This window comes from Enterococcus lemanii (genome assembly GCF_016909125.1).
GTDB classification, from domain to species: domain Bacteria; phylum Bacillota; class Bacilli; order Lactobacillales; family Enterococcaceae; genus Enterococcus_I; species Enterococcus_I lemanii.
In genome coordinates this window covers 45,084-69,082 of the sequence record NZ_JAFBFD010000007.1, presented here as the reverse complement: position 1 = coordinate 69,082, position 23,999 = coordinate 45,084, and the positions used below count along the sequence as shown (strand labels likewise).

At 38.5% G+C, this 23,999-nt stretch carries 20 protein-coding genes, 1 pseudogene and 1 riboswitch; of the genes and pseudogenes, 14 read left to right on the top strand and 7 right to left on the bottom strand.

Annotated features, from left to right (window positions below):
- Nucleotides 1–240 precede the first annotated feature (240 nt).
- Nucleotides 241–1,806, top strand: a complete 1,566-nt coding sequence (gene rny / locus JOD14_RS03320) for a ribonuclease Y (RefSeq protein WP_204653275.1) — start codon at nucleotides 241–243, stop codon at nucleotides 1,804–1,806.
- A gap of 59 nt (nucleotides 1,807–1,865) precedes the next feature.
- Here rny and treR read toward each other — a convergent pair whose 3' ends face one another.
- Genes treR through JOD14_RS03305 form a run of 3 tightly spaced genes read right to left on the bottom strand, consistent with a single transcriptional unit; the run spans nucleotide 1,866 to nucleotide 5,922 of the window.
- Entirely contained in the window at nucleotides 1,866–2,582 is a 717-nt protein-coding gene (gene treR, locus JOD14_RS03315) for a trehalose operon repressor (RefSeq protein WP_204653274.1), read from the bottom strand.
- A 54-nt stretch (nucleotides 2,583–2,636) separates the two neighbouring features.
- A complete protein-coding gene (pgmB, locus tag JOD14_RS03310; protein WP_204653273.1) occupies nucleotides 2,637–3,287 on the bottom strand; it encodes a beta-phosphoglucomutase in 651 nt (216 codons plus the stop codon).
- A 13-nt stretch (nucleotides 3,288–3,300) separates the two neighbouring features.
- Nucleotides 3,301–5,922: a glycoside hydrolase family 65 protein gene (locus JOD14_RS03305; protein ID WP_204653272.1), complete on the bottom strand. Its 2,622-nt coding sequence runs from the start codon at nucleotides 5,920–5,922 to the stop codon at nucleotides 3,301–3,303.
- A 177-nt stretch (nucleotides 5,923–6,099) separates the two neighbouring features.
- Between JOD14_RS03305 and treP the strand changes: the two genes are divergently transcribed.
- From treP to JOD14_RS03260, 9 genes are all read left to right on the top strand, one after another.
- Nucleotides 6,100–8,046 carry a PTS system trehalose-specific EIIBC component gene (treP, locus tag JOD14_RS03300; RefSeq protein ID WP_204653271.1) on the top strand — a complete coding sequence of 649 codons (1,947 nt, stop codon included), beginning with the start codon at nucleotides 6,100–6,102 and terminating at the stop codon, nucleotides 8,044–8,046.
- 166 nt (nucleotides 8,047–8,212) lie between these two features.
- Nucleotides 8,213–9,067, top strand: coding sequence for a 4-(cytidine 5'-diphospho)-2-C-methyl-D-erythritol kinase (gene ispE / locus JOD14_RS03295; protein WP_204653270.1), 855 nt, complete (start codon nucleotides 8,213–8,215; stop codon nucleotides 9,065–9,067).
- A gap of 188 nt (nucleotides 9,068–9,255) precedes the next feature.
- Nucleotides 9,256–10,209: a metal ABC transporter substrate-binding protein gene (locus tag JOD14_RS03290; protein ID WP_204653269.1), complete on the top strand. Its 954-nt coding sequence runs from the start codon at nucleotides 9,256–9,258 to the stop codon at nucleotides 10,207–10,209.
- Nucleotides 10,210–10,219: 10 nt separating this feature from the next.
- Nucleotides 10,220–10,900: a metal ABC transporter ATP-binding protein gene (locus JOD14_RS03285; protein ID WP_204653268.1), complete on the top strand. Its 681-nt coding sequence runs from the start codon at nucleotides 10,220–10,222 to the stop codon at nucleotides 10,898–10,900.
- Nucleotides 10,873–11,697 carry a metal ABC transporter permease gene (locus JOD14_RS03280; protein ID WP_204653267.1) on the top strand — a complete coding sequence of 275 codons (825 nt, stop codon included), beginning with the start codon at nucleotides 10,873–10,875 and terminating at the stop codon, nucleotides 11,695–11,697. The genes JOD14_RS03285 and JOD14_RS03280 overlap by 28 nt, the downstream gene beginning before the upstream one ends.
- Before the next feature lie 149 nt (nucleotides 11,698–11,846).
- On the top strand, nucleotides 11,847–12,677 hold the full coding sequence (gene purR, locus JOD14_RS03275) for a pur operon repressor (protein ID WP_204653266.1): 831 nt from the start codon (nucleotides 11,847–11,849) through the stop codon (nucleotides 12,675–12,677).
- 82 nt (nucleotides 12,678–12,759) lie between these two features.
- Nucleotides 12,760–13,158 carry a nucleoside-diphosphate kinase gene (gene ndk, locus JOD14_RS03270; RefSeq protein WP_204653265.1) on the top strand — a complete coding sequence of 133 codons (399 nt, stop codon included), beginning with the start codon at nucleotides 12,760–12,762 and terminating at the stop codon, nucleotides 13,156–13,158.
- A 100-nt stretch (nucleotides 13,159–13,258) separates the two neighbouring features.
- Nucleotides 13,259–14,632 (top strand): bifunctional UDP-N-acetylglucosamine diphosphorylase/glucosamine-1-phosphate N-acetyltransferase GlmU, encoded by a 1,374-nt coding sequence (gene glmU, locus JOD14_RS03265; protein WP_204653264.1) that lies wholly within the window; start codon nucleotides 13,259–13,261, stop codon nucleotides 14,630–14,632.
- A gap of 111 nt (nucleotides 14,633–14,743) precedes the next feature.
- Nucleotides 14,744–15,721 carry a ribose-phosphate diphosphokinase gene (locus JOD14_RS03260; RefSeq protein ID WP_204653263.1) on the top strand — a complete coding sequence of 326 codons (978 nt, stop codon included), beginning with the start codon at nucleotides 14,744–14,746 and terminating at the stop codon, nucleotides 15,719–15,721.
- Nucleotides 15,722–15,767: 46 nt separating this feature from the next.
- Here JOD14_RS03260 and JOD14_RS03255 read toward each other — a convergent pair whose 3' ends face one another.
- Nucleotides 15,768–17,648, bottom strand: coding sequence for an ABC transporter ATP-binding protein (locus JOD14_RS03255; RefSeq protein ID WP_204653283.1), 1,881 nt, complete (start codon nucleotides 17,646–17,648; stop codon nucleotides 15,768–15,770).
- The gene (locus JOD14_RS03250) at nucleotides 17,635–19,377 is read right to left on the bottom strand and encodes an ABC transporter ATP-binding protein (protein ID WP_204653262.1); all 1,743 of its coding nucleotides are present in this window, start codon (nucleotides 19,375–19,377) and stop codon (nucleotides 17,635–17,637) included. The genes JOD14_RS03255 and JOD14_RS03250 overlap by 14 nt, the downstream gene beginning before the upstream one ends.
- A 151-nt stretch (nucleotides 19,378–19,528) precedes the next feature.
- Between JOD14_RS03250 and JOD14_RS03245 the strand changes: the two genes are divergently transcribed.
- Together JOD14_RS03245 and thiT are read left to right on the top strand one after the other, a co-directional pair.
- Nucleotides 19,529–20,788, top strand: coding sequence for a transposase (locus JOD14_RS03245; protein WP_204653261.1), 1,260 nt, complete (start codon nucleotides 19,529–19,531; stop codon nucleotides 20,786–20,788).
- Between the two features lie 285 nt (nucleotides 20,789–21,073).
- A riboswitch (TPP riboswitch) is annotated at nucleotides 21,074–21,175 on the top strand.
- Between the two features lie 62 nt (nucleotides 21,176–21,237).
- Entirely contained in the window at nucleotides 21,238–21,819 is a 582-nt protein-coding gene (gene thiT, locus JOD14_RS03240; protein ID WP_204653260.1) for an energy-coupled thiamine transporter ThiT, read from the top strand.
- A gap of 25 nt (nucleotides 21,820–21,844) precedes the next feature.
- On the opposite strand, the pseudogene JOD14_RS03235 reads toward thiT, so the two are convergent.
- Nucleotides 21,845–22,006 (bottom strand): annotated as a pseudogene (locus tag JOD14_RS03235) (DUF6176 family protein); the annotation flags it as partial.
- Between the two features lie 89 nt (nucleotides 22,007–22,095).
- Nucleotides 22,096–22,884, bottom strand: coding sequence for a hypothetical protein (locus tag JOD14_RS03230; protein WP_204653259.1), 789 nt, complete (start codon nucleotides 22,882–22,884; stop codon nucleotides 22,096–22,098).
- A gap of 153 nt (nucleotides 22,885–23,037) precedes the next feature.
- Between JOD14_RS03230 and JOD14_RS03225 the strand changes: the two genes are divergently transcribed.
- Together JOD14_RS03225 and JOD14_RS03220 are read left to right on the top strand one after the other, a co-directional pair.
- Entirely contained in the window at nucleotides 23,038–23,748 is a 711-nt protein-coding gene (locus tag JOD14_RS03225) for a class A sortase (RefSeq protein ID WP_204653258.1), read from the top strand.
- A gap of 18 nt (nucleotides 23,749–23,766) precedes the next feature.
- Nucleotides 23,767–23,988 carry a PC4/YdbC family ssDNA-binding protein gene (locus tag JOD14_RS03220; RefSeq protein WP_204653257.1) on the top strand — a complete coding sequence of 74 codons (222 nt, stop codon included), beginning with the start codon at nucleotides 23,767–23,769 and terminating at the stop codon, nucleotides 23,986–23,988.
- Nucleotides 23,989–23,999: the final 11 nt, after the last annotated feature.

The following is a 23,999-nucleotide window of genomic DNA, read 5'->3' as shown; positions in this document are numbered from 1 at the left end:
CGCGCCAGAATGAAATGGCTTTCTTTTCTTTTTTTTATCGATAAAAAAGGACGAATGAATCATAGAATACCGTGGAAGATTCACCTTTTTGAGTTGACACTCACTGTGATAAACATTAGAATAAAATTGTGTACTTACACATCTGCAAGTAGGCAGATTGATAATTGTTTAATTGTGATGTTTATCAAAAAACTACAAAATTTTAAAAAATAAGACAGATAGTATGGAGGTGATTCACCAATGGGACTTAACATTCTCCTCGCTATCATCGGTTTAATTGTCGGTCTTTTATTAGGACTTGTTTATGCAAACAAAGAAAAGGTTCGTCGCGAGCAAGAGCTAGCAGCAGCCAATCAATCTGCTGAAGCTGTTTTATTAACGGCAGAGCGTGATGCAGAAACCCTGAAAAAAGAAGCGTTGTTAGAGGCTAAAGAAGAAAATCAGAAGTATCGTTCAGAAATTGAAAGTGAGTTGAAGGAAAGCAAACTTGAATTAAAAGCACAAGAAAATCGCTTACTACAAAAAGAACAAGTACTCGATCGAAAAGACATTTCTTTAGATAAACGTGAACAGTCACTCGTTGCAAAAGAAAGCAAAATTAGTGACAAACAACAATTAATTGAAGAGCGAGAAAGTGAAGTAACAAAATTAATTGAAGAACAAAAGAGTGAACTTGAAAAAGTCGCTGCGTTATCAAAAGAACAAGCAAAAGAAATCATCATGCAAGAAACAGAAGAAGAATTAAGCCATGAACTAACCGTAATGGTTAAAGAATCAGAACGCAAAGCAAAAGAAGAAGCGGATCGAAAAGCTAAAAACTTACTATCCCTTGCAATGCAGCGTTGTGCAGCTGATCAAGTTTCAGAGACAACCGTATCCGTTGTCACCTTGCCAAATGATGAAATGAAAGGTCGAATCATTGGTCGTGAAGGGCGCAACATCCGCACGTTAGAAACTTTAACAGGTATTGATTTAATTATTGATGATACCCCTGAAGCAGTTGTTTTATCAGGATTTGATCCAATTCGTCGTGAAATTGCTCGAATGACCTTAGAAAAATTGATTCAAGATGGCCGGATTCACCCGGCTCGAATTGAAGAAACCGTTGAAAAATCACGGAAAGAAATGGATGAACGTATTCGCGAATACGGTGAGCAAGCAGCTTTTGAAGTTGGCGCACACACGTTACATCCAGATTTAATTAAGATAATTGGCCGTTTACGTTTTAGAACAAGTTATGGTCAAAATGTCTTAAAACACTCGATTGAAGTGGCAAAACTAGCAGGGGTCTTAGCAGCAGAACTTGGCGAAGATGTCGCTTTAGCAAAACGCGCAGGTTTGTTACACGATATCGGAAAAGCGCTTGACCATGAAATTGAAGGATCGCACGTTCAAATCGGTGCCGAATTAGCAGCGAAATATAAAGAAAATAAAACAGTCATTAACGCAATTGCTTCTCACCACGGTGATACCGAAGCCACTTCGGTCATTTCTGTCCTTGTTGCGGCAGCCGATGCGTTATCTGCGGCTCGCCCAGGTGCGCGTAGTGAATCGTTAGAAAACTATATCAAACGTCTACAAAACTTAGAACAAATTTCAAATAGCTTTGCTGGTGTTGATTATAGTTTTGCGGTTCAAGCAGGCCGTGAGGTTCGTGTCATGGTAAAACCAGAAGAAATTTCTGATTTAGAAGCAGTTCGCTTAGTTCGCGATATTCGCAAGAAAATTGAAGATGAACTGGATTATCCAGGTAACATTAAAGTGACGGTTATTCGCGAAACAAGAGCAACCGATTACGCGAAATAATGAAAAGAACAAAAAACCTGAAGATTGGCTTTCTTCAGGTTTTTTTGTGCAATAAAATGTTAGATTTTCTTCCGACGAGCAAAATCAACAAAACGGAACTTATCAAGGCGATGGACAGACTCCGTATATTCAAAGCACCGAGTATCTTCCAAGTAGACTAAACTTCGAACGATGACGACTTGAGTATCGTTAGGATGCAACTGTAATAAGTCTTTTACCTCTGTTGTTACTGGATCAATGGTAATTTCTTTTTGTGCATAAGCAATTTCTAGCTTTAAATCTTCTTCAAAATAAGCATAAATCGATTCTTCTGCTTTTTCTCGAGGCAGTTCAGCAACAATGCTCGTTAAGAGATAATCGGTATCTAAAATAACTGCTTCACCATCAATTTTTCTTTGGCGAACGAGTTTCCACACTTCTGTTCCAATTGGCCACTCAGTAATTTCGTGAAGAGCTGAATTGACGGTTGTTTTTTTTAGTTCAACAACAACGGTTTCGCTAGGGATACTTTGACTATCTTGTAGTTCTTTAAAACTAGTCAGTCCAGAAATCGGAAAATCAAAGCGATTAACATCTAAGACAATCGAACCTTTCCCTTGTTTTTTTTGGATGTAGCCTGCGTTGCGTAGTAAATTCAATGCTTTACGAATCGTTTCGCGTGAGACCCCATATATTTCAATTAATTGCTTTTCGCTCGGTAGTAAAGTATGGGGTGGGTATTCTTTATTTAAGATTTTCTTTTCAATATCTAAGGAAATTTCTTTAAATTTATTCATATTCATCCCTCTTTCCTGCCTATTATATCGAGGTCTGAAGGTAAATGCAAACGCTTATCGACGGATCAAATCAAGCACATCAAGTTCATCTAATCGCTCGACTAAAAGATCAGCGCCATGAAGTTCTTCGCCTGAAAAAACACCAACCGCAAACATGTTAGCTGCTTTAATCCCGTCTAATCCAGCTTGTGCATCTTCAAACCCAATTGCTTCTTTTGCAGAAATACCTAGTAACTCAGCCGCTTTTAAAAAGATTTCTGGATCGGGTTTTCCTTTTTTAAGCGTGGCAGGATCAACAATGACGTTGAAATAATCTGTCACCTCAAGTTTGTCTAAAATAAAAGGGGCATTTTTAGAAGCAGAAGCAATGGCACAAGGAATCGCATTTTTTCGTGCTTCATCTAAGAATGCTTTGACGCCAGGTAACAAATCAGCGGGGGTTAATGCTTGTAATAATTCAACATAGTGGGTATTTTTTTGATGCGCAAGTGCTTCTTTTTCAGCTAATGTAAAAGCTTGTTCTTTTCCACCATGCACTAAAATCCGTTCCAATGAATCCATCCGGCTAATGCCTTTTAATTGTTCATTAAAAACTAAATCAATTTCAATTCCAATCGAAGAGGCTAAATCTTTCCAAGCTAAGTAGTGGTATTTTGCCGTATCCGTAATAACGCCATCTAAGTCAAAAATAAATCCTTTTTTCATGAGTGTCTGCTCCTTAATAAGTAATCGTTTTTGTTTGATTTTTTTGTAGCATAATTTTGTCTGTAATAAACAGAATCGAACAATCTTCACTAGCTGTAATCTTGAACGTATCATGACTTACGCTAATTTGGAAAAAGATGTTTCGCCAAGTAAAGTGAAAAGCCAGGCGCGTCCATTTTTCTGGTAAGTTTGGTTGAATGACAATTGTATCTTGGCGTAAATCAATACCAGCAAAAGTCGTTACAGGGACATCCAGTGTCGCGGCCATTACCCCCGCGTGGATCCCTTCAGCCGTCGTTCCGCCTTGAATGTCACGATAATCAGAGTACAAAGCTTCTTGATAAAGTTGCCAAGCTAATGTTGGTTGATTGGCTAAAGAAGCTAATTTAGCGTGCACGATTCGTGAAAGGGTGGAACCGTGAGACGTTCGGGCTAAGTAATAAGCTAAGTTCTTTTCTAAGTAATCCGTTGGTAAAGTATAATTTAAATCCGTTAAAATTTGATCAATTTGGTTTTTGGCTAAATTATAAAAAACCATTAAAGTATCGGCTTGTTTGGCCACTTGATATTGGTCAGCAGATTTCCCTTCAGCATTTAAAATGCGATCCATCCGATAAATATTGCCATATTTTTGGCGATAACCATCCCAATCAAGTTCAGCTAAATCAAAGTAGCCTTCAAATTGTGCCAGAATACCATCTGGATTTATTTCAAGGGTTAAGTGCTGTTTCATTTGTTGCATTTCGTGTAAAGTTTGTGCGTTGATTTGTGTTTTTGTTTGGATAGCCTTAAAAATATTCGGGTCGAAGGTGTCTTGTAATTTCGCAATGATTTCAAATAACCAAACAACCATCATATTCGTATAAGCGTTATTTTTAAGGCCGCCATTTTGAGCATTGGGATAACTTTCATGAAACTCATCCGGGCCCATCACGCCTTCAATGGAGTAACGCTTGGTTATTTCATCGTATTGGGCTAAACTTTGCCAGAAATGCGCAATTTCAAGGAGCATTTCAAGTCCAGCTTGTTCCATAAATATTTGATCTTGCGTTTGTTGATAGTATTGCCAAACATTATACGCGATTGCTAATGAGACGTGACGTTGCAAGCGAGAGTGGTCTTCTTTCCACTTGCCACTAATCGGATTTAGATGCAATTTTTGTGATTGTTCACTCCCATCTAAGCCGGATTGCCAAGGGTACATGGCTCCTTTTAAGCCGATTTCTTTGGCGTTTTCTTTGGCTTTAGCTAAACGGCGATAACGATAAAGTAAGATTTCTTTAGCTGTTTCTGGAAAATGATTGAAATAAAACGGTAAAATAAACAACTCGTCCCAGAAAATATGACCACGATAAGCTTCGCCGTGTAGGCCACGGGCAGTAATACTAGCATCTAAGTGTTGATTACCATTTGGTGAAGCCGCAACGAGTAAATGATACGTATGCAAGTGAAGCAGCTTTTGGGACATCAGATCGCCTTCAACGACCATTTCGGCTTTTTGCCAAAGTTGTTCCCACGCCAAACGAGAAGCTTCAAAGGCCGCTGTAAAGCTTGGGAGTGTTTGTTGCCAAGTAAATGGTGGGATTATTGTATCCGGCCGGTATTGTTCAATTAAAATAACTTTCTCAAATTGAGACGCTTCGCCTTTTCTAGCTGCTATTTTGAGTGTTTGAGTTACTTTTAAGTCTTGGTGGTCGTTTTTTAAAGTCGTTAGGTCTTGCGTTTGACTACGTAAAAAACTTTGCTGGCGAACTAGAATCTTCGACTGGTTTGTATAGGCATCAACAAAAATCCCAGCGCCTTCTGCTTGTAAAGTAACATCGGTCAAATGCTCGCGAGTTAAATCGCGGTAACGAGCAACGTTGAAATTATAGACACTTGCATCTGCTTCAGAAACAAAGAAAAGTTCATCTGAAAAATTCAGCGGCGTAAAGCGATAAGTCAGGTGAACTTGTTGCACCGCAGCCATGCTGGCAAATCGTTTTGTGTCAATTTTAATTTGTTTGCCTTGTTTCGTTTCAATGACGGCAGAGCTTTCGAAAAGACCGGTTTTTAAATCCAGCGTTCGTGAAAATGAAAGGAGTTTGTTATTGGCGTAATCAATTTTTTCACCATCAATGATTAAATACATCTTTTGTAAATTTGGGATATTAACAAAATCCTCATTGGTTACTTGCTGGTCACCAACAGGGGAGGCAACCGTATTGTAAAGACTTGCTAAGTACGTTGCTGGATAATTCTCAGAGCAAATTTCCATTTCAGGCGTGGTTCCTCGGATGCCTAAATAACCATTCCCAACTGTTAATAATGATTCAACGGAATATTCATCTTTACCTGGTTGGTAGCCTTCATAGTGTAGCTTCCAAGGGAGTGATTTTATGTTTTCTTGCCAGTCTTCGAGTGGACCGATGACAAAAGGTAAGTTTAAATTTTCAGTTAAGTATTGATCTAAAGTAATCGTTTCTGTTTCTAATTCGAGTAAGTCTTTTTGTGTAAGACTACCGCCTGCAACTTTTTTTTCACGCAACCAATCTTTTAAAGATGAGAATTGATTGACAGGGAAAAGTTGTTGTTGACCATCACTTAATTCAACCAACCAACCTTGTGTTTGCGCAGTAATTTGTGCCAAAAGCATAAAATAATCCCCTCTCTGCTTGTCTATACATGTTGAGTATAATGGAAATTGAAAACAATTACAAGCCTTAAAATTAATTAAAAAAATAATTTAAAACGCTTGCATTTTGATTATCTAACAGTTAAGATGGATTTGCCAAAGTTAACATGTATATACAAATTAAAAGGAGGAGCGATTATGAGCAAGTATCATGAAGATGTTGTTAGATTACTAGAATACGTAGGGGGAAAAGAAAATATCGCGGCAGTAACGCATTGTGCCACTCGTATGCGTTTTGTTTTAAATGATCCTAGTTTGGCAAATGAAAAGGCCATTGATGATTTAACGAGTGTCAAAGGGATGTTTACGAATGCAGGTCAATTTCAAGTCATTATTGGCAATGACGTCAGTACTTTTTATAACGAATTTACAGCTTATTCAGGAATTGAAGGCGTTTCAAAAGAACAAGGGAAAGTATTAGCTAAGCAAAATCAAAACCCATTACAAAGGGCGCTGGCTGTTTTAGCTGAAATATTTACACCAATTATTCCAGCAATTATTGTTGGTGGGTTAATTTTAGGTTTTCGAAATGTTTTAGGAGAAATTGACTTTAATGGCGCAACGATTATTTCGCGCTCGGTTTTTTGGAATGGTGTAAATGATTTCTTATGGTTACCAGGTGAAGCGATTTTTCATTTCTTACCCGTTGGTATTACTTGGAGCATTACGCGTAAAATGGGAACAACACAAATTTTAGGAATTATTTTAGGGATTACCTTAGTTTCACCGCAATTATTGAATGCTTATGCGGTACCAGGAACAGCAGCTGCGGATATTCCGTTTTGGGATTTTGGCTTTTTCCAAATGGATAAAATTGGCTATCAAGCTCAAGTTCTTCCAGCAATGTTAGCTGGATTTATGTTAGCGTATTTAGAAATCTTCTTTAGAAAGCGGATTCCGGAAGCCGTGTCGATGATTTTTGTCCCCCTTTTTGCTTTACTACCAACGATTATTGCGGCCCATGCTGTTTTAGGACCAATCGGTTGGTGGTTAGGGGATTTAATTTCTCAAGTGGTCAATGCTGGTTTAACGTCTTCCTTTAGTTGGTTATTTAGTTTTATTTTTGGCATGCTTTATTCGCCGTTAGTCATTACAGGTTTGCATCATATGAGTAATGCGATTGATATGCAGTTAATAGCAACATACACGACAACCAACTTATGGCCAATGATCGCTTTGTCTAATATCGCTCAAGGTTCAGCGGTATTAGCCATTATCTTTTTGCATCGTGGCAATAAAAAAGAAGAACAAGTTTCGATTCCCTCAACAATCTCTGCGTACCTTGGTGTAACAGAGCCAGCAATGTTTGGGATTAACTTAAAATACGTATATCCCTTTGTTGCTGCGATGATTGGTTCAGGTTTTGCTGGGATGTTTAGTAATATTATGGGCGTACGGGCCAATGCAATCGGTGTGGGCGGTTTGCCAGGAATTTTAGCGATTAACGGAAAAGAAGGTGGCGGCTGGCTTGCGTTTGCTGCAGCCATGGCCATTGCAATTGTCGTTCCTTTTTTCTTAACTATTCTTTTTGAGAAACAAGGTATTTTCAATAAAAATCAAGCAGTAGCATCAGACAAAACGCTAACCCAAGTAGGAGGAACTTCAACAAAAACATCCGCTGAAACGAAAATAGAACCACTTTATGCGGTTGGTGATGGTCAAGTGATTCCTTTAGAAGAAGTGGCGGATCCAGTATTTTCACAAAAAATGATGGGTGATGGTTATGCATTAGTCCCAGAAAGTAAAAAAGTGTACGCGCCAGTTGAAGGAACGGTGACAAGCATTTTTGCAACCAAACATGCGCTTGGATTGTTAACCAAAGCGGGTGCTGAGATTCTAATTCATATGGGGCTTGATACGGTTGAGTTGAAAGGAAAACCGTTTCAGATTTTAGTCAAAGAAGGGGAACAAGTAACACCGCAAACACTGTTAGCAGAAATGGATTTAGACGGTGTAAAAGCAGCAGGTAAAGCGACAGATATTATCGTTGTCATGACTAATACTGAAAAAATGGTCCACCTTGATTTAGCTACAACGGGCTCAGTTACGGCTAGCCAAGCTTTAGGAGAATATATCGTTCAATAATGACTTCACACCCCACTGCTCTTTAATGAAAGAAAGCGAGCAGTGGGGTGTTATTCGCCCGCAACAGCGGTTTTGTCAAAAGAAATCATTTGCAACAAACTATACAGTCATTTCTTGCTATGATAGAATAAATAAAAAGATTTTAAGTAGTAAGTAGGTGATGAGAATGGAGATAATAGAAAAAGCCCCAGCTAAAATTAATTTAGGCTTAGACGTTTTGTATAAACGTGCAACAGATGGTTACCATGAACTGGAAATGGTGATGTCTAGCGTGGATTTAGCCGATCGTTTAGTTTTAGAAGAAATTCCAACCAACCAAATTTTAATTGAAACCAATAAAGCTTTTTTACCAGTAGATAAACGCAATAATGTTTACCAAGCAGCCTCAATGGTCAAAGAACGCTACGGCATTACGAAGGGTATTAAAATTTCGATTGAAAAAAAAATTCCGGTTGCTGCTGGTTTAGGTGGTGGGAGTACCGATTGCGCAGCGGCCTTGCGCGGAATGAATCGTTTATGGAATTTAGGACTCTCTTTAGAAGAATTAATCGAAATCGGCGTTGAAATTGGTACCGATGTTCCCTATTGTCTACATGGAACGACTGCTTTTGTTGGTGGAAAAGGGGAAATCGTCAAACCGTTGGTCCCGATGCCACAATGTTGGGTTGTTTTAGTCAAGCCTAGAATTAGTGTCTCAACACGTAAAATATTTCAACAAGTCAAGTTAGATACGTTAGCGCATCCAGATATGCATGCGCTCTCTCAAGCGATTTTAGCACAAGACTATGCCGAAATGTTAAGTCAAATGGGGAATAGTTTGGAAGGCATTACCATTCCGCGCTACCCAGTGGTGCAACAAATTAAAGATCGGATGTTAAAGTATGGTGCCGATATTGCGCTGATGAGTGGGAGTGGTCCGACCGTCTTTGCTTTATGTCGGCAACATTCGCGAGCGCAAAGAATTTATAATGCCTTAAAAGGTTTTTGTGATGAAGTCTATCTTGTCCGGACGTTAAAATGATTGTACCAACAACGAGTGAAGTGATTGCTTAAAAAGTACCCAAAAAATAGCTGAAAGGCCGACTCAGTCTATTTTTTTGGGTCTTCTTCTTTTTTTCTTGACGTAAGTTTAAATTTTTGGTAAATTATCTTCCGAGAGTTAAATCGTAATGATTACGATTTATAAAAAGTTTAAGAAAGAGGAAGATTATGAAAAAAAGATTATTAATGGGTTCATTGTTTTTAATAAGTCTAGTTTTAGGAGCTTGCGGTGCGTCAGAAAGTAAAAAGCAAGCAAATGATGGTAAAATTCATGTTGTAGCGACTTTTTACCCAATGTATGAATTTACGAAAGCCGTCGTTGGTGAGGCCGGTGAAGTTGAATTGTTAATTCCAGCGGGGACGGAAGCACATGATTATGAGCCTAGTGCCAAAGCCGTTGCAAAAATGTCAGAAGCAGATGCGATTGTTTATAATAGTTCTGAATTCGAAACATGGATGGCTAATATTGCCAGCAATTTTGAAAAAAGTCAAACACAAGTGATTGAAGCTGCTCGTGGTATTGAATTGATGCCGATGGGTGAAGAAGAAGCCCACGAAGACCATGACCACGATCACGATGCAACCGACAATCATCAACACCATGCCGATCCTCACGTCTGGCTAGATCCTGTTTTAGCCCAAATTCAAGTTGAAACGATTCGTGATGCTTTAGCGGAGCAATTCCCTGAGCAAAAGGAGTATTTTTATCAACAAGCGCAAAACTATCTAACCGAACTTGATCAACTTGACAGTGAATTTAAAAATACTTTTACAGGAGCTGAAAATCGCACATTTGTCACACAACATGCGGCTTTTAGTTATTTAGCAAAACGCTATGATTTAACCCAAGAATCAATTGCCGGGCTCTCATCAGAAGAAGAACCTTCTCCAAGTCGACTAGCTGAGTTAAAACATTTTGTTCAAGACCATCAAATTCCTGCGATTTACTTTGAAGACAATGCTTCTTCAAAAGTCGCCCAAACGTTAGCCAAAGAAACAGGCGTCGAATTAGCTGTTTTATCGCCAATTGAAAGTTTGACCAAAGAACAAAAAGCAGCCGGCGACAATTATCTTTCGATGATGCGCCAAAATTTAGAAGCACTACAAATAAGTATTCGCTAGGAGGCTTTACATGCGTTACATTGATGTCAAAGATTTGACGTTTTATTATGAAGATGAACCCGTGTTAATGGACGTCAACTATTTTGTTGAAGAAGGCGAGTTTGTCATTTTAACAGGAGAAAACGGAGCAGCCAAATCAACATTGGTGAAAGCGACCTTAGGGTTATTAAAACCAGCAAAAGGCACGATTTCTATCGCCCAAACAAACGCCAAGGGTGAAAAATTAAGCATAGGCTATATCCCGCAACAAATTGCGTCTTTTAATGCGGGCTTTCCAAGCACGGTATTAGAATTGGTTCGCTCGGGGCGATTTCCCCGTGATCGTTGGTTTAAAAAACTTACTAAACGTGATCACGAACATGTCCAAAAAGCACTGGAAGCTGTTGGAATGTGGGAAATGCGCCACAAACGAATTGGTGAATTATCTGGCGGGCAAAAACAACGCATTAGTTTGGCGCGGATTTTTGCGACAGATCCGGATTTATTTATTTTAGATGAGCCAACGACAGGAATGGATGAGCAATCAAGGAATGAGTTTTATCGTTTGCTTCGTCATAGCGCACATCAACACCAAAAAGCGATTTTAATGATTACACATGATCATGAAGAAATTAAAAAATTTGCGGATCGACAAATTCGTTTAGTTCGAAAGGAGGATACTCAGTGGCGTTGCTTTCATATGAATTCATGAGAAAGGCTTTTATTGCGGCCATTTTTATTGCAGGAATTGCTCCAACTTTAGGCGTCTTTTTAGTTATTCGTCGCCAGTCACTCATGGCAGATACACTATCACACGTCTCTTTGGCTGGGGTTGCACTTGGGTTTTTCCTTCAACTCAATCCAACCTTGACGACGATTATCACTGTTGTCATCGCAGCTGTAATTTTGGAATATTTACGTAATGTCTATAAGACGTATTCTGAAATTTCCATAGCGATTTTAATGTCAGGTGGCCTAGCATTAGCTTTAGTGTTGATGAAGTTAAGTGAGGGGTCTTCAATGGTGAGTATGCAGTCGTATTTATTTGGTTCGATTATTACGATTACCGATGCGCAAGTAATGCTACTTGGTTTCTTGTTTATTCTTTCTTTAGTGGCCTTATTATTATTTAAAAAACCAATGTACGTCTTAACGTTTGATGAAGACACGGCACATGTTGACGGGTTACCAGTTCGTGCGATGTCGATTGTTTTCAATATTTTAACCGGTGTTGCCATTGCGGTAATGATTCCGATTGCGGGTGCGCTTTTAATTTCAGCTATTATGGTTTTACCAGCTGCAATTAGTATGCGACTAGGCAAAAGTTTTAATCTAGTTATTTTAATTAGTATAGCGATTGGTTTAGTTGGGATGCTCAGTGGCTTAACAACTTCTTATTACTTAGACACGCCACCTGGGGCAACGATTACCTTAATTTTCATCTTGCTTTTTTTAGGAGCAAGCCTTTTACGACAAAGTCTGATTCTTTATCGTCGAAGCAAAGAATAAAAAGCAAAAGAATTCGCTTAAAAACGAAAGTTATTATGCGAATTCTTTTTTCTTGTTAAGAAATTACGAACAATTAAAAGAAAAGACTCGAAAAAAAGAATAAAAAAAGCTATAATAGCTAAGAATAAAAAAAAGAGGAGTTGACGGTTTTGAAAATTCGTCGAAGTGAACGATTAATTGATATGACCCATTACTTATTAGACCATCCCCATCAATTAATTTCATTGACATATTTCGCTAAACGCTATGAGTCAGCGAAATCTTCAATTAGTGAAGATTTGGCAATTATTAAGAAAACTTTTAAAGAAAGAGGGACGGGAATTTTAGATACAATCCCAGGAGCAGCCGGTGGTGTCATTTTTGTCCCAATGATTACGCAAGCAGATGCCAAAGACTATATCACTGCACTAGCTAGCCAATTGTCTGAGCAAGATCGTTTATTGCCAGGTGGTTATGTTTATTTGTCAGACTTACTCGGCAATCCCGCACTGCTTCGTGAAGTCGGTCGAATTATTGCATCGAAATATCTAGATAAAAAGATTGATGCAGTAATGACGGTGGCGACTAAAGGGGTGCCAATTGCTCAAGCGGTCGCTTACTATTTAAATGTTCCGTTTGTTATTGTTCGCCGAGATTCAAAAATTACAGAAGGTTCAACCGTTAGTGTCAATTATGTATCGGGTTCTTCTGAAAGAATTGAGAAGATGGAACTTTCAAAACGAAGCCTAAAACGCGGCTCACGAGTCCTTGTGGTAGATGACTTCATGAAAGGCGGCGGCACGATCAATGGGATGCAAAGTTTAATTGAAGAGTTTGAAGCCGAACTTGTAGGTGTGACGGTTTTTGCTGAAGGAAACTTTAAAGGAAAACGTGCGATTGCAGATTATAATTCTTTATTGTTTGTTGAATCCGTTGATACACAAACCAAAACGATAAAAGTTCGACCAGGGAATTACTTTGACGATACTGATGAATCATAATATAATCAAAGTAGCTAAAAAGAGGGAAGTAATGGCCTCTTTTTAGCTACTTATTTATTATTTAGCTGAGGGGGAAGTGTACATGGAAAAAACATTAGTTATCATTAAGCCTGATGGCGTAAAGCGTCATTTAGTCGGAAAGATTATCCAACGCTTTGAAGAAAAAGGGCTGGTTATAACCGCACTAAAAATGGAAACGCTAACATTGTCGCTGTTAGAAGAACATTACAATCATCTCGTTACACGTCCTTTTTTTTCAGAATTGGTTGATTATATGACGTCTGGACCAGTCGTAATCCTCATTTTAACCGGTGAAAATGCCATTGAAATTGTTCGAAAAATGGTTGGCACAACGAATCCCTTACAAGCTGAAATTGGTTCAATTCGAGGGCAATACGGACTAAGTCATACCGAGAATGTCATTCATGCCTCGGATTCAACGGCAGCTGCTCAAGCGGAAATTCAACGTTTTTTTAAGTGAATCCGGATACCAATAGTCGTATTCTTTTTGAATCTTTTATTGAAAAAGCTTGTTACATAGGCTAAACTAAACAAGCAAAAGAGAAAAGGGAGGACGAGTCATGAGCGCGCGTTATGCAATTATTTTAGCAGCCGGTAAAGGCACACGTATGAAGTCAAAACTATATAAAGTCTTGCATCCAGTTTGTGGTCAGCCAATGGTTGAACATATTTTACAAAGAGTAACAGAAACCAATCCATCAGAAGTTGTTGCGATTGTTGGTCACGGAGCAGATAAAGTCAAGGAGCAACTGGGAGAACGTTGCCAATACGCATTACAAGAAGTGCAGTTAGGGACAGGACATGCGGTCTTACAAGCAGCCGAATTCTTAGAAGGGAAAACGGGGACAACGCTCGTCATTAGTGGAGATACGCCACTTTTAACAAGTGAAACGTTGAATAATTTATTTGATTACCATTTAGGAAAAAATGCGTCTGCTACAATTTTGACCGCCCAAGCGCAAGACCCAACTGGCTATGGCCGCATTATTCGTGACCGTGTCGGAATTGTTGATAAGATTGTAGAACAAAAAGATGCGACACCAGAAGAAGCACGGGTGACTGAAATTAATACCGGTACTTATTGTTTTGATAATGCGTTATTATTTGATGCTTTGGCTAATTTAAAAACAGATAATGCGCAAGGAGAATACTACTTAACCGATATTATCGAAATATTAAAAAGCCAAGGACACAGTGTAGCGGCCTATCAAACAGCCGATTTTAACGAATCTTTAGGGGTGAATGACCGCGTCGCTTTAGCCCAAGCCAATCAATTGATGCGCGAAAGAATTCAGTTAAAACATATGTTAAATGGTGTAACGCTTGTTGACCCAGCAACAACTTATATTGATGCGGCTGTTGAAATTGGTAGTGATACTGTTATTGAAGGCAACGTTTCAATTAAAGGAGCGACCACTATTGGCGAAGATTGCTTCATTACCAATGGCTCACAAATCGTGGATAGTGTGATTGCAGACCGCGTGGTAGTGAAGGCTTCAGTGATTGAAGAAAGTCGTATTCACTCAAATGTTGATATCGGCCCATATGCTCATTTACGTCCAAACGCTGAAATTTGTACGGGTGCCCATATTGGAAATTACGTGGAAATCAAAAATGCTAAAATTGGTGAAAATACAAAAGTTGGTCATTTAACGTATATTGGCGATGCAACTTTAGGTCGTGATATTAACGTAGGTTGCGGTGTCGTCTTTGTCAATTATGACGGTAAATCAAAATACCAAACAATTATTGGCGACCATAGTTTTATTGGCTCTAATGCCAATTTGGTGGCGCCCTTAACCATTGCAGCCAACACCTTGATTGCAGCTGGTTCAACGATTACAAAAGACATTCCAGAGTTTGCGATGGGAATTGCCCGAGCAAAACAAACAAACAAAGAAGAATTCGCTAAGAAATTACCTTATTTCCAATAATTCCTAGAAAATGACTTGATTTATTATAAAAAAATGACTACTATTTATGAGGAAGATGTCTCAAAAAGTAGTCATTTTTTAATTGGAATGGAAAAGAAAGTGGAGGTTCCCATGTCGAATCATTATTTTGATCCAAGATTAAAGATTTTTGCGTTAAACTCAAATCGCCCGTTAGCAGAGAAAATTGCAGCAGCAGTTGGTGTTGAACTAGGTAAATGTACGGTTAAACAATTTAGTGATGGTGAAATTCAAGTCAACATTGAAGAGAGTATCCGAGGTGCGCATGTTTACATTATTCAATCAACAAGTAGTCCAGTAAATGATAATTTAATGGAATTATTAATTATGATTGATGCCTTAAAACGAGCAAGTGCGAAAACGATTAATGTCGTAATGCCTTACTATGGCTATGCACGTCAAGATCGTAAAGCTCGTTCACGTGAGCCAATTACAGCGAAACTTGTTGCAAATATGATTGAAAAAGCTGGTGCAGATCGTATGGTTACATTAGATCTACATGCGGCACAAATTCAAGGTTTCTTTGATATTCCAGTGGATCATTTAATGGGTGCCCCATTAATTGCGAATTACTTTTTAGAACACGGGGTTGTGGGTGATGATGTTGTCGTTGTTTCACCAGACCATGGTGGTGTCACACGTGCTCGTAAATTAGCACAATTCTTAAAGTCACCAATTGCGATTATTGACAAACGTCGTCCAAAAGCGAACGTAGCAGAAGTCATGAACATTATTGGTCACGTTGATGGCAAAATTTGTGTCTTAATTGATGATATGATTGATACAGCTGGTACAATTACATTAGCAGCGAATGCTTTAAAAGAAGCCGGTGCTAAAAGCGTGTATGCTTCTTGTACGCATCCTGTTTTATCGGGACCTGCGATTCAACGTATTCAAGATTCAGCGATTGAACGTTTAGTAATTACAGACTCAATTAACTTACCAGATGAGTGCCGCATTGATAAGATTGACGAAATCAGTGTCGGACAATTGATGGGTGAAGCGATCAAACGTATCCATGAAAATAAACCAGTAAGTCCATTATTTGAATCAATTGAACAACTCGATTAAAAAAACCGTCTTTTCAGCCATAACGATGACTGAAAAGACGGTTTTTTTAATCGAGCTCCAACTGACCAGTTGCCAATTGGTAGTAAGTTCCTTTTTTAGCGAGGAGTTCATCGTGGTTGCCACGTTCAATAATCTCCCCTTGATCTAAGACGATAATGGCATCAGCATTTTGAATGGTTGAAAGTCGATGAGCGATGACAAAAACAGTTCGGTTTTTCATTAAGGCATCCATCCCAGCTTGTACGATTCGTTCCGTTCGTGTATCGATACTTGAGGTTGCCTCATCTAAAATCATCACAGGTGGATCAAAAATAGCCGCTCGCGCAATGGCAAGTAATTGCCGTTGCCCTTGTGATAATCCGTCGCCGTCGCCAGTAATGACGGTATCGTAACCTTGCGGCAAATGTGAGATAAAGTAATCCGCATTGGCGAGTTTTGCGGCAGCAACGACTTCTTCATCGGTCGCATCTAACTTGCTATAACGAATATTTTCTTTGATGGTTCCAGTGAATAAGTGGGTATCTTGCAACACAATCCCAAGTGAACGACGTAAAGATTCTTTTTTTATCGATTGAATATTGATCCCGTCGTAAAGAATTTCACCGCTGTCAATTTCATAAAAACGATTAATCAAATTAATAATCGTTGTTTTCCCGGCTCCTGTTGCTCCAACGAAGGCAATTTTTTGCCCAGGTTTTGCAAAAAGCGATAAGTTTTTCAAGATTTTCTTTTCAGGTGTATAAGAAAAATCAACTTGATTAAAACGAACATCGCCAGTGAGTGGGACGTACTTCGCCTCTTTTTCTGTCGTTGTGATTTTCCAAGCCCAGTGGCAAGTGTCGTCTAGGCATTCTGCTAGCTGCCCATTCGTATAATTGACGTTAACAAGCGTGACAGTCCCTTCATCAATTTCAGGTGTTTCATCCATTAAAGTAAAAATCCGTTCAGCTCCAGCCAAAGCCATAATAATAAAGTTAATTTGTTGTGAAATTTGGCTAATGGGCATGTTTAATGAGCGACTTAATTGTAAGAAAGCTGCAATTCCACCAATCGTTAACCCACCAATTCCGTAAATACTTAATAATCCACCAACAATCGCGATTAAGACATATTGAATATTTAATAAATTCATCATGACAGGCATTAAAATATTCGCATAACGGTTGGCATTTGTTGTATTTTCAGCGAGCGTTTCATTTAAATCAGTAAAATCATGAATGACAATTTGCTCATGGTTAAAGACTTTGACTACTTTTTGTCCATACATCATTTCTTCAATATAGCCGTTTAAATTACCAAGTGCTTGTTGTTGCTTAGTGAAGAATTGACCACTCAACCGACTAATCAACCGAATGGTAAAAAGCATTAAGACCATCGCAATCAGGGCAAAAAGCGTTAAAGGCAAACTAACCGAGTACATCGCAATAAAGACACTTACAATCGTTACAACGGCTTGTAAAAGATGCGGGGCGCTTTGTGAAAGCATTTGCCGCAGTGTATCGACGTCATTGGTGTAGTGACTCATCACATCGCCTTTTGGATGCGTATCAAAATAAGACAAAGGCAAACGTTCCATATGCGTAAATAATTCATCGCGGATTTTTCTTTGTGTCCCTTGAGAAATAGTCACCATTAACTGGTTAAACACAATCGAAGTCACAATTCCTAACGCATAAATCGCACCCATAACGACCACGGCTTTTAAAAGCCCCGTAAAGACGGTTAGTTGCGGGTTCATAAGCATCGGTGTCACGTGTTCATCGATGACAACTTGCAAGAAAAGAGAACCCTTAACGGTTGCAAAAGCTGTCACAAAAATACAAAGGGTCACAATCAATAATTGCCAAGGGTAGTCTTTGATTAAATAGGCGAGCAAGCGACGCAATGTTTTGATGGGATTTTTTGCTTTTTTCTTAGGATTCTTCATGGACATCACCAAAACCTTTCTGTTGCGACTCGTAAACCTCTTGGTAAATTTTATTGGTAGCTAGTAATTCAGCGGGGGTTCCAAAGCCGTTGATTTTGCCCTCGTCCATGACGATTACGACATCCGCATTTTCTATCGAGCTGATACGTTGGGCGATAATAAATTTCGTTGTTTCAGGAATAGCCGCATAGAAGGCTTGTTGAATGAGTGTATCTGTTTTTGTATCAACCGCACTCGTTGAATCATCTAAAATTAAAATTTTTGGCTGTTTTAACAAAGCACGAGCAATCGTTAAGCGTTGTTTTTGTCCGCCTGAAACGTTCGTACCACCTTGCTCAATATACGTGTCATAACCTTTATCAAAACGTTGAATAAATTCATCTGCTTGCGCAAGTTGACAAGCATGAACCAGCTCTTCATCGGTTGCATTAGGATTGCCCCAGCGTAAGTTTTCTTTAATGGTACCAGAAAACAAGACATTGTTTTGCAAAACAACCGCAACGCTATCTCGTAACGCTTCTAAAGAATAATCTTTGACGTTACGGTTAGCGACTTTAACGACTCCGCTCGTTGCATCGTATAATCGTGGAATGAGTTGGACTAAACTTGTTTTTCCACTACCCGTACCGCCGATAATGCCGACTGTTTGCCCAGATTGAATTGAGAAATGACAGTTTTTCAAAACAAGATTTTCAGCATCATTTGAATAACTAAAATGAACATTTTCAAAACAGACCGCCCCATTTTCGATTGTTTCAATGGGTTTTTGCGGATCGGTCAAGTCACTTTTTTCATTTAAGACTTCGGTAATCCGTTCAGCAGAAGGACGTGAAATAATTAACATCACAAAAACCATGGACATCATATTCAAGGAAACTAAAATTTGCATTAAATACATAAACATACTCATTAGTTCCCCTGTTGTCATCGAGCCGACGACAATTAAATGTGCACCCATCCATGAAATTAGTAACAAACAACTATAAATTGCAAATTGCATGGCTGGTTGATTAAAAGCAACAATTCGTTCAGCTTTTGAGAAAGAGCGATAAATTTTTTGGGACACGGTTGTAAATTTTTCGACTTCGTGATTTTCTTTGACATAAGATTTGACCACCCGAATCCCTTGGAGGTTTTCTTGTACGACTTGATTTAAGCGGTCATAAATTTTAAAGACACTTTGAAAAGCTGGCAAGGCAAAACGAATAATTAAGCCTAAACTAATCGCTAAAAAAGGAACAACGTATAAAAAAATGAGTGCTAGATCACGATTGACCCGAAAAGCCATAATTAAGGAAAAAGTAAAGAGTAATGGGCTACGTACCAAAATCCGAATCGTCATCTGAAAAGCGTTTTGAACATTCGTCACATCGGTTGTCAACCGTGTCACTAGGCTTGGTGTTGAAAAACGGTCCATATTGGCAAAAGAAAAACGTTGAATGTTCTCAAAAATACTTTGTCGCAAGTTTTTGGCAAACCCAGCCGAAGCCGTCGCCGCATACCGCGCAGAAAACATCCCAAAGAGCAAAGCTAAAATCGCACTAATTAATAAAGCAAGTCCAATCCAGATGATATTGTCTTGGTTTTTAGCGCTAATCCCACGATCGACAATTAAAGCCATTAATAATGGAATGAGAACATCTAAAACGACTTCGAGCGTAACAAAAAAAGGGGTCAAAAGACTCTCTTTCTTGTACTGCCCAACATGTTTAAGCAAGTCTTTAATCATATTGCAACTCCTATCTGAACCAATTTCATAATTATTTAGGTCTTCAAACCATTGATACACCAGCTCTTTCAAAAGACACAAAAAAGGAACCTCCCCATATGGTACAATTAGGTTGTCTACGACGGACAAGTACTCACAGGAGGGATTCCCTATGTCTATTATACAACAACCGACTTTATTTGACATTGATTATTTAGAAAAATTGGATATTCAGGAGAAGTATAAAGAAATCTTCTCCCCACTCGATTGGACAAATGTATTGAACTTATTCCAAAAAGAAACCCGCGTTGGTCCATCCATTACGGTTAATTATGAAGCACTATTACGATCCTTAATGGTTCGCATTATGGAGAAAATTCCGACACAAAAAGCTTTAATCAATCGCTTAAAAAGTGACCTTCGTTTGAAATTAAGTGTGGGATTTCTTTACTCTGAAGCGATTCCTTCTGAAGCCACCTACTCCCGTGTAATGGCTATTTTGGCAAGCAATCTTTCAGTTATCGAACAAATGAACCAATCGCTACTTCAGTTAATCAACGAAGAATTGGACATTTTTGAAGAAAACGTGGCGATTGATGTCACGGCCATCGAGGCACGAACCAAACCAGTAAAAACAGAGAATCCAAAATTACCATCGACGAAAGAACAACGCACGCTGGCAAAGGAAGAACTACGAACGTTAATCCCAACCTATCCGGCTTGGGGTGTCAAAAAAAATAGTAAAGGGAAGAATGATTTTTGGTTTGGCTATAAAGGAACATTGGCTGTGTCTACCAAGAACCAGTACATTCTTTGTATGGATATCGCATCGGCCTTCGCTTCAGATGTTAGTTTGGCGATTCCAACCATTCGTCAAACAGCCCCTTTGTTGTCTACGAAGAAGGAACCCACCTACTTTTCTTTTGATAAAGGCTACGATGCCCAAGAAATTTATCAAGAAGTCCATGATTTAGGATTTGAACCGATTATCCCCTTGAAATCTGTCCCGAAAAATGATGGAGAAGTGGACGATTACTATGCCCCTACTTGCCTTTTAGAACATAGCTATCAATATGATAGTTATGATTCTCGTTATGGTGCGCTTAAGTATGTACAACCCAAAAACCACTGTCAAAACTGCCCTTTAAAACACGAAGGTCTCTGCCAAAAAGTCATAAAAATCAAACAGATGAATGATCCAAGAAAATACAATCATCCCGCTCGAGGAACAAAAACCTGGGAGACCAAGTACAAAGAAAGAAGCAGTGTTGAGCGAGTCAATGCCTACCTGAAGGAGAATTATCAGCTTAATGATACGCGCTTTTACAAATCTGCACATGCCATTGTCTTTTATCATCTGATACAACTTACTTATAATGTCAAAACCTTTGTCAATCAACGTTTTTCTAAGAGGAATGCCGAAAAGAAATAGTCATGAAATTTCAAAAAAAAATTGAACGATTTGAAATTGGATGAGTGTTTATCTTTTTAAAAACAGAGTTATGAAATTGGTTCATCTAAAAATAACAATCTTCTTTTCTAATTGTGTTGAATCTAGCCAGAAAAGTCAATCAAACGGCTTAAAATAAATGGAATTTCAAAACAGTCATTGGTTTTATCAATCGTAGTTGCTTGAAAAGAGTCTTGTAATGATTAAAAACTGTTTTTTTTGCTGATTTATGCTAAGATAGACTTGTATCAAAAAATTAAATAGAATCCAATCACAAAGGGGAGTCCATTTGGGCTGAGAATGAGTTTACTCTAAACCCTTCGTACCTGTTTCGGTTATGCGAACGTAGGAATTGTGACGAGCAGAAGTATAAATTTAAAAAGATACTTCTCCTTTGTGAATTGTGAAGATTCTAAAGGAGGAGTTTTTTTATGCAAATAAAAACAAAAATTTTAGTTGAGGGCACGTTGATGGCAGCATTGGCCATGGTTTTTTCGTTGATTCCCTTACAGGTTGGCTCGAGTTTTTCCATTTCATTGGGACAAATTCCATTGACCATTTTTGCTTTACGTCGTGGAGTGAAACCAGGTCTATTAGCTGGGCTTGTGTGGGGGTTATTGCATTTCCCATTAGGGCAAGTGTACTTTTTAAGTGTGCCACAAGTTTTAATTGAATATTCACTAGCGTTCATGTTTGCAGGCTTTGCGGGCGTATTTATGGGCACGTTGATGCAAGCAATTCATAACGAAGACGTTAAAAAAGCAACCTTTATTGTGATTAAAGGCGCATTGGCGGGCTCTTTAGCGCGTTATTTTTGGCATTTTGTTGCGGGCTGGATTTTTTGGGGACAGTACGCTTTATGGGGACTGGCACCAAGTATCTTCTCGTTAGTAATGAATGGGGCAAGTGGTTTAGCCACCGGGGGCATCACGGCTCTAGCCTTAGTTTTACTTTATCGTGCCGTACCACGATTATTTAAAATTGAAGATTCAGCGGCTTTAAAATTTAAGTAACGGTTTGACAGAGGGATTTTACTTCGCCATTTAATGTTTCTCGAAAAATGGTTTCTACAAACATCTTTTCTTGTGCAAGTGTTTGTAGTGTTTCAGCGAGATGTTTGTTCAAAAAGGTAAGCCATTCGTCGACTACGTATGATTTGCCTTTTTTTACTTTGAATCGGGTTAATTCAACATTGTTCATCGTTTGCCTCCATTCATTTACTAGCTGTTCAAGTGAAGAAAGTAGAATCTATAAATTTGGATAAATAACTTTCTTTTTCTGATGATCTTTTACAAAAAAGGCATTGTTTTTGAATGAAAGTCAAACAACTCATCATACAAATCTAAGGTCCAGCTTTGGACTTCACAATGAAACGTTAAGTATCCTAGTAAATATTCTTGCTTTAATTTAAAACTTCTTTCAAGAACGGTTCTTTCATCGGCAAATAAAATGGGAATTTGCAGCTCATTATTTTTGAGTGAGGCATCTTCAAAAGAAAAAACCAGGCCTTCTTTCATGGCTTCTTTGAGTGTTTTAAGTAATTCGTAATTCAGTTTTTCAACGGGTTGTGTTTTACGGAAAAACGTTCGGCGTTCATTTAATTTTTCTAGTGAAAAGCGTGTGATTTTTAAGGCTAAAATCCGATAAAATTCATCAATGTAACGATAATACGTTCGATTCAAGCCGGATTCTAATTCAAAGTAAACAAAATTATTTTGTAATTTATAAAAGAAGGGGGAGTGAAGGTGTGTTTTCATGTGACCAAAATAAAGTAGCTCAGAGATCTCGAGTGGCGTGAGTTCCTTAAGCATATTTAAGTCAGAAAAATCAATCCATTTGTTCTCATTTGTTTGTCGTGTTCGACCGCTGATTTGAAAAAATTGTTGAATGGCTTCGGTGCCGCGAACAATTTTTAAGGCGGTGTGACTCTCGTGTTCCCCAAGTTCAGTTGTTGGATTTAATAACAATAGATTTTTAGGTTGATGAACAATTCCTTGCTGAAAATCACGAGCGGTAAGGCCTTTGGTTAAAACGGTATTACTAATCGTATCCAGATGAATATAAACAAGCGCAGTCAAGTTCTCCCCTCCTAAAAATAATTTTCATTCTTAGTTTCATTTTACCTCATTTCTATGAAAAAAGCTTATATCTTTTCGATTAAAATCCGGTTACAATCATTAATATTTGGCTTTAAATTGTGGTATGATTAAATGAGAGAGGAGTTTTCATAAATGAAGAAAAAAAGATTGAAAAATATCCTAATTAATCTGGGCCTATTTCTCTTATTGCTACTTGGACTGGCTCTCGTTTTTAATCGTCAAATCAAACAATTTTTAATGTCTAAAACAAGTGCACGTTATCAAATAGAACAAGTTACTCGTGAACAAATCGAAGCAAACAAGCAAGTCGAAGCAACATTTGATTTTGCGGCAGTGGAGTCTGCTAGTTTGGAAGCGGTCTTACAAGCGCAATTAAGTGGTAAAGTCTTGCCGGTGATTGGAGGCATAGCCGTTCCGAGCGTCGAAATTCAATTACCAATTTTTAAAGGGTTAGGCAATGAAGCTCTTTTATTTGGGGCAGGAACCTTCAGCCCAGAGCAACAAATGGGGCAAGGCAACTATGCATTAGCGAGCCACCGAATTGAGCAGTCAACGATTTTATTTACGCGTTTAGAGGAAGTTAAAATGGGTGATGTGATTTATTTAACCGATTTAGATCAAATTTATGTTTACGAAACGATTGAATCAAAGCGTATCGAAGCGTATCAAGTCGAAGTAATTGAGGAAGTGCCGGACCAGACGTTAGTGACGTTAATTACGTGTGGTGAGGCAGCCGGGATTACGCGTTGGATGGTCCAAGGCAAATTAACAGAAACGATTCCCGTTGATAAAGCAACACCGGCCATGTTAGAAGCTTTTTCAATGACGCAACAAACATTTTAGGTAAAGGAGGAAAAATACGTGAGTAAGAGTGAATTTTCTTATGAGATTGTGGAAGAAATTGGTGTTTTATCAGAAAATGCGAAAGGTTGGCGCAAAGAGTTAAATTTAGTGAGTTGGAACGGTCGCCCACCTAAATTTGATTTGAGAGATTGGGGACCAAATCACGAGAAAATGGGTAAAGGCGTAACTTTAAGCAATGAAGAATTTGAGGCGTTAAGCCAACTAATTTCAAAAATGTAGGTGAGAAAATC